General features: G+C 64.6%; 9 protein-coding genes. All 9 read right to left on the bottom strand.

Translation table 11 applies throughout. The features are described from left to right. Positions 1-191: 191 nt before the first annotated feature. Complete coding sequence (locus tag BHK69_RS02510; RefSeq protein ID WP_069688735.1) at positions 192-1,424, bottom strand: metal-dependent hydrolase family protein; 1,233 nt, start codon at positions 1,422-1,424, stop codon at positions 192-194. A gap of 176 nt (positions 1,425-1,600) precedes the next feature. Then, a complete protein-coding gene (locus tag BHK69_RS02505) occupies positions 1,601-3,022 on the bottom strand; it encodes a protoporphyrinogen/coproporphyrinogen oxidase (protein ID WP_069688734.1) in 1,422 nt (473 codons plus the stop codon). Between the two features lie 412 nt (positions 3,023-3,434). Next, positions 3,435-4,718: a glycosyltransferase family protein gene (locus BHK69_RS02500; protein ID WP_069688733.1), complete on the bottom strand. Its 1,284-nt coding sequence runs from the start codon at positions 4,716-4,718 to the stop codon at positions 3,435-3,437. A 149-nt stretch (positions 4,719-4,867) separates the two neighbouring features. Further along, entirely contained in the window at positions 4,868-5,638 is a 771-nt protein-coding gene (locus tag BHK69_RS02495; RefSeq protein ID WP_069688732.1) for a polysaccharide deacetylase family protein, read from the bottom strand. After that, positions 5,635-6,762 (bottom strand): glycosyltransferase family 4 protein, encoded by a 1,128-nt coding sequence (locus BHK69_RS33375; protein WP_069693310.1) that lies wholly within the window; start codon positions 6,760-6,762, stop codon positions 5,635-5,637. The genes BHK69_RS02495 and BHK69_RS33375 overlap by 4 nt, the downstream gene beginning before the upstream one ends. Before the next feature lie 37 nt (positions 6,763-6,799). Then, positions 6,800-7,972, bottom strand: a complete 1,173-nt coding sequence (locus tag BHK69_RS02485) for an ABC transporter permease (protein ID WP_069688731.1) — start codon at positions 7,970-7,972, stop codon at positions 6,800-6,802. Next, positions 7,969-8,967 carry an ABC transporter permease gene (locus BHK69_RS02480; RefSeq protein ID WP_069693309.1) on the bottom strand — a complete coding sequence of 333 codons (999 nt, stop codon included), beginning with the start codon at positions 8,965-8,967 and terminating at the stop codon, positions 7,969-7,971. Before BHK69_RS02480 ends, BHK69_RS02485 begins: the two co-directional genes overlap by 4 nt. A gap of 5 nt (positions 8,968-8,972) precedes the next feature. After that, on the bottom strand, positions 8,973-10,931 hold the full coding sequence (locus BHK69_RS02475) for an ABC transporter substrate-binding protein (RefSeq protein WP_069688730.1): 1,959 nt from the start codon (positions 10,929-10,931) through the stop codon (positions 8,973-8,975). Beyond that, positions 10,931-12,802 (bottom strand): ABC transporter ATP-binding protein, encoded by a 1,872-nt coding sequence (locus BHK69_RS02470; RefSeq protein WP_069688729.1) that lies wholly within the window; start codon positions 12,800-12,802, stop codon positions 10,931-10,933. Before BHK69_RS02470 ends, BHK69_RS02475 begins: the two co-directional genes overlap by 1 nt. Positions 12,803-12,878: the final 76 nt, after the last annotated feature.

The raw sequence follows: 12,878 nt of genomic DNA, 5'->3' as shown, positions 1-12,878 counted from the left end.
TGCGTGCTTGGCCTGCCACCACCACCTTATCCCGCCTCTCGATCCAAACCGGCCGCAAGCTGCGGCTCCACTTACAAACAGTCAAGATTGTCTTTCTCTATCCGTCGCATCGTTTGTCGCTATTCGTCGCGGCGCGACATCAGGCCTCCTGGAGCTGTTTCCGTTCCGCTTCGCTCGAAAACGCTCTAGCCTCAATGCAGCGTGTTCTTGTGGAACGCGCCGCCCTTCATGATCATCGCCAGATGTTTGCCCTGTTCCTGGAAGAGTCCGAGGTTCTTCAGCGGGTCGCCCTCGACGAGGATCATGTCGGCGAAAGCCCCAGCACGCAGCGTGCCAAGCTTGCCCTCCATACGCAGCAGCTGCGCGCCGATCGTCGTTGCCGAGCGGATGATCTCGATGGGGGAGAGCACCTCGCTGCGCAGCAGGAATTCCCTGGACTGCTCGACCTGGAGCTGGCCGAGCAGATCGCTGCCATAGGCGACAGGCACGCCGGCGCGCTTGCAGATCTCGAGCGAGCGCAGGCCGCCATCGATGACGAGGTCATTCTTGGCGAGCATGTCGCTGTTCATGCCGAATTCGGCGGCACGTTCCTTCATCGCGTAGTAGGCGACGAGGTTTGCGGTCAGGAACATGCCATTCTCGGCCATCAGCTTGGCCGAGGCGTCGTCGATCAGATTGCCGTGCTCGATGGCGCGGACGCCGCATTGGGCGGCGCGCGTGATCGCCTCGGGCGTATAGGCATGGGCGCAGACATAGCGGCCGAAGGCCTTGGCCTCCTCGACTGCCGTCTTCACCTCATCGACGCTGAACTGCATGGAATCGAGCGGGTCGTAGGGTGAGGCGACGCCGCCCGACATCATGATCTTGATGTGGTCGGCGCCGAGCCGCATCTGCTCGCGCACCGACTTCTTCACCGAGGAGACGCCATCCGAGACGTTCATGGTGTAGGCCATGGCGTTGCAGCAATGGCAGCGCGCGCCGAAATCGGTGCGCCGACGCGGGTCGCTATGGCCGCCGGTCGGGCCGATCGCGGCGCCGGCGATGAACAGGCGCGGAGCCGCGACATCGCCCTTGTCGACGGCTTCCTTGATGCCCCAATCGGCGCCGCCGGTATCGCGCACCGTGGTGAAGCCACGGTCGATCATGCCCTTCATCAGGCGGACGGCGCGCGCCGTCATCAGCGTCAGCGGCATGCTCTCCATGGCGCGGATATAGACTTCGGAGAGGAAGACATGGACATGGCTGTCGATCAGCCCCGGCATCAGCGTGCGGCCGCCGCAATCGATCACATCGGCATTCGCGGCCTTGATCGGCTTGTCCTGGAGTTCGCGGATCGTCTCGCCATCGACCAGAAGTTCGTAGCCTCGGCGCAGTTCGCCATGATCGGGTTCGAGCAGGGCGAAATTCTTGAAGTGCAGCGCCATCGCAAAATCCTTCCATAGGATGGCGCGTGTGGAGCGCCATCCTCCTCCGATGGCTGATATATTGAGAAGTTTACTCCGGCCTGTCTACGAACTTGCGATGAGTCGTGACGGCGGTTTGTGCAGCACGGGTCGGCTGCCCGCCATGGCTGCCGGCGGGCAGGCTCTCCCGGGTGTTCTCAACCCGCTTTTGCGATTGGAGCGGGCTCGGTTGTTCGCTTGGAGCCGACCGGTTTCGCGCGCTTGCGCAGAGCCGAATGGGCGTCGCGCAATCCGGCGACCAAAGCGGGTAGCTGACCGACATAGGCGGCGACCTGCTCGGTGCGCTTCAGCGTGCGCCAATAGACATCCTCCATCAGGATATGCGCGAACTCGCCGTTGCGGCCGATGCTGTAGAGACCGTCGACACCCGTCGTTTCGGCAAAGCGGAGCCGCTCCTGCTCATAGGCCAGGAGGTGGACCGGATAGGAAATCGGGGTTTTGACGATGCCGCCGGGGCCGAGATAGGCCTGCCTGAGATGGGGGTAGATTCGGCAGATGCCGTCGAGGCAGAGTTCGGCCAGTTTGTCGTCGGGCATCGTCCAGTGCTGGTCGCCGACGCTGCAGCCGATATCGAAGGTGATCAGGGTTTTCCCCTGCGGCGCGAGCCACGGCATAGAGATCGGCGCTTCGGTCAGCCTGAAGAAGGGCTGCGTGCGATCCGGTACCCAGAGCATCGTGTCGGGCAGCAGGTTGCGGCCTGTGAAGCGCAGGTTGACGAAGACCATCGGGCGATAGCGGAAGGCCGCGAGATGATCGAGCGCGGAGGTGCCTTCCAGCAATTTTGGCAGCACATGCACGGGGGCGGTGCTGATCACGGCCGATACGGGGATGGTCTCGCCTTTGACGCGAACGCCGGTGACCCGGTTTCCCTCCACCAGAACGCGCTCGATCGGCGATTCCAGCCGGATCGAATCCGCGACCTCTCGCGCCATCGGCTCCAGGAGCTTGGCGATTCCGCCTTTCGGATAGACGTGGTAGACGCTCGGGCTTTCCGGCATGTCGTGCGAATAGCCGTTGCAGACCGCGCGGTTGGTCACATGGGCGGCCGCCTTCAGATAAAGCGACTTCAGGATTCCGGCCCGCATCTTGTCGCCGACCGCCGGGGAAAGGTCTTCGGCGGAGGCGCCCGACCAGGCTTCCGCCAACGGGATGGCGATAGCCTGCGCCAGCGCATCGCCATAAGTCTGCCTGAACCAGTCGCTGGCGGAGGCGATCTCCGTCCGGCGCAGTTTCGCGGCGATGGCGCTCCCGACCAGGCGCGGCGAGCGCATCAAGCCGAACGGGTAGTTATAGCTGCGACCATTGAGCAGGACGGCTTCGCCGTAATGCTTCACCGTTTCGCAGATATCGCCGGCACCGAGGGCTTCCGCGAGCCGGTTGCTCACGAAATGGGCGCCCATGTCATAGGAGAAGCCTTCGGCGTCCTTGAAGGATGACGCCATGCCTCCGATGGATTTTCCGGCCTCGAAAACAATGACCGGCAAGCCTCGCCGGCGCAATTCGCGGGCCGCGGTGAGACCGGCGATGCCGGCTCCCAGTATCGCTATCGGGTTCGACATGCCGTCACGCGCTATCGGTCAAGATTTCGAGGGGGTATTCAATCAGACGTCATTCTTCGACAGCATCTTGATGATCGTTCTTGTGATTGATCATCGTCTAGCAAGAATCTTAATCAATTCAGCTTGATCTACCGAAATTACCGACAAGTATATGAATCTCATAATGCTGCGCTGGTAAACGAAGAAAGCCGTTCAAATAATATAACAATGATTTGAGATCGAATTTTCTGGGCATGGTAAAGAAAGCATGTGAATCCCAACTGGATTCTTGTGCCGCTGCTTCACCGGACGTCGCGGGGGATGTCTGTCGGGAGACTGCGTGGAAACACAGCACTTATTCCTGAGGAGCCGCGAAAGTAGCGCCTTAAAGGGTGAGGGTTCTCATCAAAAGAATGAGAGCAGGATAGACCTGTCAGCTCACCACGGCGGCATTTTGCGCCAGGATTCTGCCGCGGACCGGCATTGAGAGGTCGTCGGCGAGCGCGCGGGCAACGGCCGGCAGGCCGTCGAGCAGGCTCGGGACGAAAGCCTGGGAGGGCGGCACGCGTTTGGGCAAAGCATGCAGTGCGGCGGCCATCACCAGCGGGTCGCGTGCGCCCTCGCCGTTCTGCGCGGGATCATGCAGGACATCGATCAGCTTCAGATGGTCGGCGCGCTCGGCGCGGATCGCCTGTTCGAGCCGCGGCTTGACGCGCGGCACGATCAGCGCCGGTTTGTCGAAGGAGAGGATCTCGCAGAAGGTGTTGTAACCGCCCATCGCGACGACGCAGTGGGCGCGATTCATCAGCAATTCGAGGCGCGGCTCGAAACCGAGGCTTTCCAGCTTCGGAAGACGGGCGATGCGCTCGGCGAACTCCTTGCGGCGCTCGCGCGACATGAAGGGGCCGAACACGATCAGCGCCGGCAAGGCGATGGTCGGGTCGGCCTCATAAGCGGAAATCACCCAGTCGATCACGCCGGCCCCGTCGCCGCCGCCGCCGGGCGTCACCAGGATGAACGGCCCCTTGGTGATGCGCGGATAGCGGTTGGGCGGCATCGGGCTCGGCACGGCGCGCTTGAGATAGCCGGTATAGCGGATCTTGTCGGCGAAGAGGTGCTGGTTCGGCAGGCCGGCAAGCGGCTGGTAGATGCTCTCCAGCCCATAGACGAAGATGTCGTCATAGACCTGCTCCAGCGCCTCGATCGCTCCGGTATGACGCCATTCCTCATAGAGCTTCGTCGGCTCGTCGAGCACGTCGCGCAGGCCGAGCACGATGCGCGCGCCGCGCCGGCGCAGGACTTCGAGCGCCGGGATCAATTCGCCGCGCAGGCCGACCGGCTCCTTGTCGACGATGACCACATCGGGATCGAAGGAGAGTACGACCTGCTTGATGATGTCGGTGCGCAGACGGATCGTGTCGGTGAGGTCGAGATTGAGATGATGGGGGCCATAGCGGCCATCGCTCTGCTTCTCGACGCCGGGGATGCGGACATAGTCGACGCCGTCACCGAACTGGAAGCTCGAGATCACCGACGAGCCCGAGATGATGATCACTGATATATGAGGGTAGTTGGCCACAAGCGAATTGGCGATCGCCCGGCAGCGCCGGATATGGCCGAGGCCGAAGGTGTCGTGGCTGTAGATCAGGACGCGCGGCGCATGGGGGTCTCGCGGCGTGCGCTCGACGCCGGGGAGGTCGACGACGTTGAAAGACATGACTGCGTCGTCCTCCGCAGAAAGGCCAGACGACCCCCGTGGAGAGGACGAACGCACCCGGGAATGCAAGACGGGATCATAGCGTGGCGTAGGCTTCGATCCAAGTCCGCTCTTCAGGGCGACGAGCGCCCCAAGCGTGAGTGCCGCATTTATGCAGCGCTCCGGTCCCAAAACAACCGCCCCGGATCAGTGGTCACGATAACGGGATGCGCCGTGAGCGTCGCAAGCAGGGTTTGCAAGGCAGTCCAGGCGGTCTCGTCATGGTCGCGATGGTGCAGCAGCAGGCCGAGCGTGTCTGTGCCCTCCGGTTGTTGGCGCCGCGCCGCGATCTGGTCGCGGATCTCCAGGGCGAGTGCCTGCAAGGAGCGGCCGACCCGCCCGCCATGCCAGTCCATCACGTCGATGTCGCTATTGACTAGGGCTGGGCCGTCGCCACCGAGCCCGAAGCCGCGAAAGCAGGACAGTCCGGCGAAGCCGAATTCCGGCAGGGCCCGCGCCAGGTCGGGGTCGATGCGGTTCCAGGGCGGCACGAAGACGGGCAGCACGGAGGCCCCGAGTAGATCGCCGAGCCGCTGCCGCCCGGCCGTGATGTCAGCCGCAGCCTCGGCGTGTGGGCGGCCAGCGCCGAATTCGGCTTTCTTCATGCCCGCGGCGGCGTGGTTCTGGTGCCTGCAGCCATGCTGGCAAGGCAAGAGCGAGGGAGCCGCCCGCAGCGCCGCGGCCAGAGCCGGCTCAGTCAGCATCGGGATGACGGCCAGGAGCACGGGCAAGGCGAAGCGCTCGCTCATGCCGGCGAGACGGTCGAGCGCCGGGCTTGGGGCGACGGCGTCGTCATCGCGCAGCCAGAGCCGGAGGCGCCTGCCGGCCTCGCTCCAGCAATCGAGCTCGGCGAGAAGTTCGCCCAGGGACGTGTCGCTCACGGCATCGCCTCCGTGCGGGCCGAGGTGATACGCGCAAAGCCTTGCGCCAGGATGGCGCTGGCCGTCTCCAAAGTGCGCTCGCTCCTGATGAAGGTAGCGGCGGCTCGGCCCATCCGGGTGCGCAGGGACGGGTCGGCGAGCAGCCGGGAGAGCGCCATGGCCAACGCCGGCTCATCATTCTCGGGTGCGAGGAAGGCGGTTTCATCCGGTTTGACGGTGTCGGGCACGCCGCCGCTGGCGAAGGCGATGACGGGGAGGCCGGCGGCTTGCGCCTCCAGATAGACCAGCCCATAGGCCTCGCCGAGGCCGGGCCAGATGAAGACGTCGTGGCTTGCGAGTTCGGCCGCGACCTGGTCCTGGGCAAGCGCGCCCAGCCAGGTGACGCGGCCTATGGGCAAAGCGGCGAAAGCCTGCTCGACCTCGCCGCGCAGCGGCCCGTCGCCGATCACGGTCAATGTCCAGGGCTTGTCGACGAGCAGCAGCAATGTGCGCGCCAAAGCGAGATAGCTCTCATGCTTCACGCCGCCGCGCATCATCGCGACGGTGACGAGGCGTGGCGGGCCGGGTTGCGGCTTTGGTCTGGGCGAGGGCCTGGGCGCACTGGCTTCGAGCGCGATGAAGGGCGGGAAGGCGAGGAACTGCGTGCGCGCTCCGCACCAGAACTCGACGCCCATCCGGTCGCGCTCGGTGAAGCAGAGATGCAGATCGGCTGCCCCGAAGCTGGCGCGCGCCAGCGCGACATGCTGCGCCCATTCCCCCTTGGCGCGGCGTTCGGAGCCGCTTGCCTCCGCGACGACATAGGGGATCGAGAGGTGCTCCGAGATGGCGGGTCCGAGCAGATCGGGCGCCTTGTAATAGCTGTGATAGGTGAACCAGAGGTCGGGAGGCGCTGCGCGCGCGCGCCAGGCGGCGGTCAAGGTCCCGATCTTCGCCGCTGCCTCGATGCGGTGGCGTTCCAGCAGGCCAGGGTCCGACGTCTTCATGTAGGAGCGCGCATCGCGCACGGGCTCGACGACATGGCCGAGCTGTTCCAGGGCGGTCGCGATCTGCCGCGCCATGCGCCTGTCGCCGGAGATGCGGCCGTCATCGAAGGCGTTGAGCGGCGTATGGAAGGCGATGCGCACCGCGTGGTGCTCCGCGTGCTGCTCTGCGGGCTTGCGCTCAGCGATAGGGATCGGCCGCGTCGCGCAGGCCATCGCCGAGGAAGTTGAAGGCCAGGATGATCAGGATCACCGGGACGACCGGATAGAGCAACCAGGGATACAGCGCCACCACATTGATGTTCTGTGCCTCGTTCAGCATCACGCCCCAGCTGGTGATGGGTGGGCGCAGGCCCAGACCCAGGAAGCTCAGCGCCGTCTCGCCCAGGATCGTCCTGGGAATGGTGATCGTCGCGGAGGCGATGAGATGGCTCATGAAGCCGGGCACGAGATGCAGGCCGATGATGCGGGCGGGCTTGGCGCCCATCAACTGGGCCGCGACGACATAATCCTCCTCGCGCAGCGAAAGCAGTTTCGAGCGCACGGCGCGGGCCAGACCCGTCCAATCCATCAGGCCGAGGATGACGGTGATGCCGAAATAGACCAGCAGCGGGCTCCAGGAGGGCGGCATGATCGAGGCCAGCGCCAGCCAGAGCGGGATATGCGGCAGCGACTGCACGATCTCGATGATGCGCTGGACGATGAGATCGACCTTGCCGCCGTAATAGCCGGCGATGCCGCCGATGATGACGCCGAGCACGAAGGAGACGAAGACGCCGAGCAGGCCGATCGAGAGCGAGATGCGTCCGCCATAGAGAATGCGCGAGAGCATATCGCGGCCGAGCCGGTCCGAACCGAGCAGGAAGAGCGTGCCGCCTTGCGGAGGGCAGACCAGATGCAGATTGCCCGGGATCAGCCCCCAGAAATCATAGGCGTCGCCCCGGCAAAAGAAGCGCAGCTTCTCGGGGCGGGTGGTGTCGACATCATATTCGCGCTTCAGGTTCTCCATGTTGAGGCGCTGCGTGTAGGGGTAGACGAAGGGGCCGATGAGGCTGCCCTGATGAAACAGGTGCACCTCCTGGCGCGGCGCGCGGATGAAGTCGGTGTTGCGCGTGGTGTAGTCGTAGGGTGCAAGGAATTCGCAGATCGCGACCATGGCGTAGATCGTCAGGATGACGACGCCGGAGATCACCGCGAGCTTGTGCTTGCGAAACTTCCACCACATCAATTGCCATTGCGAAGCGAGATAGACCCGCTCCTGCTCGGGCGTCATCTTCTCGACCGCATGGGGCTCGAAGGGGGCGGTCGAGGCGGTATGCGGCAGGGGCGCGCCGTCTGCGGGAAGAGCGCTCACTTGGTCGCCGTGCCTTGCAGCCTGATCCGTGGATCGAGGATCGCGAGCGAGATGTCGGAGATCAGCACGCCGATCACGGTCAGGAAGGACAGGAACATCAGGAAGGAGCCGGCGAGATACATGTCCTGGCTCTGCAAGGCCCGGATCAGGAGCGGGCCTGTGGTCTGGAGCGAGAGCACGATCGCGACGATCTCGGCGCCCGAGACGATCGAGGGCAGGATGTCGCCGATATCGGAGACGAAGAAGTTGAGCGACATGCGCAGCGGGTATTTGCGCAGCGCCTTACCCGGCGGCAGTCCCTTGGCGCGGGCTGTGACGAAATACTGCTTCTGCAACTCGTCGAGCAGATTGGCCCTGACGGCGCGGATCATGCCGGCGGTGCCGCCGGCCCCGATGATGATCACCGGAATCCAGAGATGTTCGAGGATCGACCAGAGCTTGGCCCAGCTCATCGGCTGATTGAGATATTGCGGGTCGACGAGCCCGCCGATCGAGGTCCCGAACCAGACATTCGCCGCGTACATGAACACCAGCGCCAGCAGGAAATGCGGGATCGCCAGGCCGATCAGCCCCAGGAAGGTCAGCCCGTAATCGCCCCAGCTATATTGATGCGTCGCCGAATAGATCCCGATCGGGAAGGCGATCAGCCAGGTGACGATGATGGTGACGAAGGAGACCACCATCGTCAGCATCAGGCGGTCGCCGACGATTTCGCGGACCGGGCGCTGATACTCGAAGGAGTAGCCCATATCGCCCTGGAGAAGGCCGGTGACCCACCAGAAATAGCGTTCGACCGGCGGCTTGTCGAAGCCGTACTCCTTCTTCAGGAACTCGATGCGGCTGAGGTCAGCCTTTTCCCCCTGCGCCTGCATCTCGGCGGCGAGCGTCTCGAAATAATCGCCTTCGGGCAGGTTGATGACGGTGAAGATCAGCGCGCTGGTGACGAGCAGCGTCGGGATCATCACCAGGATGCGCTTGAGGATGTATTGCAGCAGCATGCTCAGACCTGCGCCTTGCTCGGGTCGAACCAGAAGGTGTCGGGCATGTAGCGGCCGAAGAAGGCGCCGGGCTCGAAGCTGTAGAGCCCCTTATCGGGCACGTTGCGCAAGGTGCGCGAGACCACGACCGGCTGCAGCGTGCCATTGACGATGCCGATGGTGAAGAGCTGCTCGGCGTTGATCCTGAGCATGTCGCGCCAGATCTGCCGGCGCTGCTCATGCGTCGCGCTGCGGCGCCAGGCGTGATAGAGCCTGACGAGTTCCTTGACCTCTGGCATGTCGGGTTCCTCGCCCTCGCGGCCGCTGCTCTCCAGGAACTGGCCCCAGCGCGGCCAGTTGAACTGCGAGGCGGATGTGGGCGCCAGCGCATCGGGCTCCATCTCGGGAGCGACCAGGGCATTATCCATGCCGACCCAGGCGGACATGATGGTCTGGCCGGCCAGGATGCGGCGGCGGAAGACGTCGCGCTGCGTCGAGCGGGGATAGATCTTGACCCCGACTGCGACCAGATCCTGCTTGATCAGGTCGAGGATGTCGGTCTCCTCGGTGCTTTCGCCGGAGGTCTCGATGGTGAATTCGAGGCGGCGCCCGTCCGGCAGCAGGCGGATGCCTTCGAGATCGCGCTTCACCAGCCCGATCTCATCGAGCAGGCGGTTGGCCAGCGTTTTGTCCTGCTCCATCCACAACCCCGCCTGCCTGGCGTCGTAGAGCGGGCTTTCGGGCAGGGCGGTGTTGCCGCTCTCCTTGGCAAGGCCGAAGAAGATGACCTTGTTGACGTCCTTGCGGTTGATCGCCACCGAGAGCGCGCGACGATAGCGGACATCGCGGTTGAGGTCGCGCCAGACCGGGTCGATGGCGTTGAGGTTCGGCATCAATGCGAACCAGGCGCCTTCCGCCCGCTTCCACAGCTTGACGTCGATGTTCATCCGCTTCGAGGCGTCCTTGAGGAAGGTGTAATTGTCGAAGCGGATATAGCGGGCCTGTAGATCGCTCTCGCCGGCGGCGGTCTTGGCCGGGATCAGCGAGTTGGTGCCGATCGTCAGCGTGACCTGGTCGACATAGGGCAGCTGCAAACCGTTCTGGTCGATGCGGTGGAAATAGGCGTTGCGCAGGAAGGTGAACTGCTCGGCCGGCAGCGGCGTGGTGTTGCGCCAGGGATCGAGCGTCGGCAGCTCGGGGTTCTCCGGCCGGTACATCCGCGACATGCGCTCATGCAGCGAACCCCAGTCCTTCACGCGTGCGGTCTTGACGCGCGAGGAGAGCGTGGCCTTGTCGGCATAACGCTCGTGGAACTGCTTCAGATAGCCCGAGGGCATGTAGATATAGGCCGGCTGCGCCCCGGCGAGCGAAGGCAGGAAGACCGGGTTCGGCGCGTCCCAGCTATAGCGGATCTCGGTCGGCGACAGCACCTCGACGGTCGGCGGCTTGCCGGCCGCAATCAGCGCCTGGGGCGGCCCGCCGGGCGAAAGCCGCTTGTTGTTGGCGACATCCTCCCACCAGTAGCGGAAATCCTCGGTGGTGAAGGGCGAGCCGTCGGACCAGCAATGGCCGGGGCGCAGTTTCAGCGTGAAGATGCGCCCATCCTCGACATCGAAACCTTCGAGGATATCGCTGGCGAGCTCGAGATTGTCGTCATAGACGATGAGGCGGGCATAGCCGTAGATCGTCATCATGCGGATGTCGCGCTGGTCGCCCATCAGCATGCGCATCGTACCGCCATGGCGGCCGGCTTCGCGCCCGTCTCCGGACACCGTGATGATGCGGGGAGAGGTTGGCGCGCGCTGGACGACGGGTGGCAGCGTGCCGTCCGCGACCTGCTTGGCGAAGAAGGGGCTGTCGACCAGCCTCAGTGGCGTTTGCTGCTGGCCGAGCGCCAGGCGCGGCAGGCCCGCCGCGGCGATGGCGGCGGAGCCGAGCGCGAGGGCCGCTCGGCGCGAAGGCTTGCGCGGAAAGCCGTTCATCAGGCCACCTCCCTGACGGATGCGCCGGCCTGCGCGAGAACGAAATGCCCGTCGCCGAGCGGCAGATGCGCCAGCGCCGGGCCGTTCTCTTCCTGCCTGAAGGCCGGTGCCCAATGCGTGGAATCGGAGGCGCCGCCGGGCGCGACCAGCTTGAAGTTGAGCTTGCGATCGAGATCGGCGAAAGGCACCGATTTGAGCAGCGCCTTGGTGTAGGGATGCACCGGATTGGTGAACAGCGTGTGGCGTGGCGCGATCTCGACGATGCGGCCGTTGGCCATCACGGCGATGCGATCGGCCATGTAGTTCACCACCGCGAGGTTGTGCGAGATGAACAGGAAGGTCAGGCCGCGCTCGGCCTGCAGATCCTTGAGCAGGTTGAGGATCTGAGCCTGGACCGAGACATCGAGCGCCGAGACGGGCTCGTCGCAGATGATCAGATCGGGATCGAGCGCGAGCGCTCGCGCAATGCCGATCCGCTGGCGCTGGCCGCCGGAAAAGGAATGCGGATAGCGGTTGAGGAAGCGTGGATCGAGTCCGACATCCTCCATCAGCGCCTTGACGCGGGCGGTCTGCTCGACCCCTTCGCCACGTTCGTGGACGACCAGCGGTTCGCGCAGGATGTTCATCACGGTCATGCGCGGCGACAGCGACGAGACCGGATCCTGGAAGATCATCTGGACCCTCGGCCTGAAGGCGCGCAGCGCCTCGCCCCGCAGCCCCAGCACATCGGTGCAGGCCTGGCCGTCATCGAAGGCGATACTGCCCTCGTCGGGCGTCACCGCCCGCATGATGATCTTGCTGACGGTGGTCTTGCCGCAACCGCTCTCGCCGACGAGGCCAAGACATTCGCCGCGCCTGATCTCGAAGCTAACATCGTCGACCGCGACGACGGTCGAGAGCGTGCCTTTGCCGAAGAACTTCCGCGAGCCGGTCGTGTAGGTCTTGCGCAGATTGCTCACGCTGAGCAGCGGGGCCGCATTCTGCGGCGGCGCTGGTTTCGACGCGACGACGGGGCGGGTCCTTGCCTCGCGCAAGGCGACGAGGCGCTCGCCCTCGCGCATGTCGAAATGCGGCGAGGCCTTGAGCAGGGCCTTGAGATAGGGGTGGCGTGGCCGGCGGAAGATGTCCTCGACCGGGCCGCTCTCCATGATCTCGCCATGGTAGATCACCACGACCTCGTCGGCCATGTTGGCGACGACGCCGAGATCATGGGTGATCAGCAGGATCGCCATGCCCATCTCGGCCTGGAGATCGCGCATCAGGTCGAGCACCTGGGCCTGGATGGTGACGTCGAGCGCTGTCGTCGGTTCGTCGGCGATCAGCAGGGCCGGCTGGCAGATCAGCGCCATGGCGAGCATCGCGCGCTGGCGCAGACCGCCCGAAAGCTCGAACGGGTAGAAACCGAAGGCGCGATGCGGGTCCTTGAAGCCGACGCGCTTCAGCATGACCTCGATCAGCTCGCGCGCCTGTGCCTTGGGCGTCGGCCGGTGCAGCTGCAGTGCTTCCTCGATCTGGTTGCCGATGGTGTGCACCGGCGAGAGCGAGGACATCGGCTCCTGGAAGATCATGCCGATGCGCCCGCCGCGCAGCGCCCGGATCTCGCGCCCTTCCGAGGGCAGTCCGGCGATGTCGATCGAGGCGCCGGGCGTCAGCGGATCGCGAAACAAGATCTCGCCGCCCGTGATCGCACCAGCGCGCGGCAACAGTCCCATGATCGCCTGCGAGATCACCGATTTGCCGGAGCCGGACTCGCCGACGAGCGCGACCGTCTTGCCGGGCGGCACGCGCAGGCTGACGCCCTTCACGACATCGCGAGCAAGCCCGTGAATCGTGAAGCCGATGCGTAGATCGCTGACCCGCAGGATATCCATACGTCACTAACGCCGATTGGCTTCCGATGTTGCCTTACGTCCAAGTGCGATCACTAGACGTTGAAAGAACCGTGTT

This window comes from Bosea vaviloviae (assembly GCF_001741865.1).
GTDB classification, from domain to species: Bacteria; Pseudomonadota; Alphaproteobacteria; order Rhizobiales; family Beijerinckiaceae; genus Allobosea; species Allobosea vaviloviae.
The sequence above is the reverse complement of the archived record's forward strand: the minus strand, read 5'-3'. Positions and strand labels throughout refer to the sequence as shown.

Coding starts and splice junctions, on each gene's coding strand:
- BHK69_RS02470 (WP_069688729.1), bottom strand. CDS start 12,802: ATGGATATCCTGCGGGTCAGCGATCTACGCATCGGCTTCACGATTCAC.
- BHK69_RS02505 (WP_069688734.1), bottom strand. CDS start 3,022: ATGTCGAACCCGATAGCGATACTGGGAGCCGGCATCGCCGGTCTCACC.
- BHK69_RS02500 (WP_069688733.1), bottom strand. CDS start 4,718: ATGTCTTTCAACGTCGTCGACCTCCCCGGCGTCGAGCGCACGCCGCGA.
- BHK69_RS02475 (WP_069688730.1), bottom strand. CDS start 10,931: ATGAACGGCTTTCCGCGCAAGCCTTCGCGCCGAGCGGCCCTCGCGCTC.
- BHK69_RS02510 (WP_069688735.1), bottom strand. CDS start 1,424: ATGGCGCTGCACTTCAAGAATTTCGCCCTGCTCGAACCCGATCATGGC.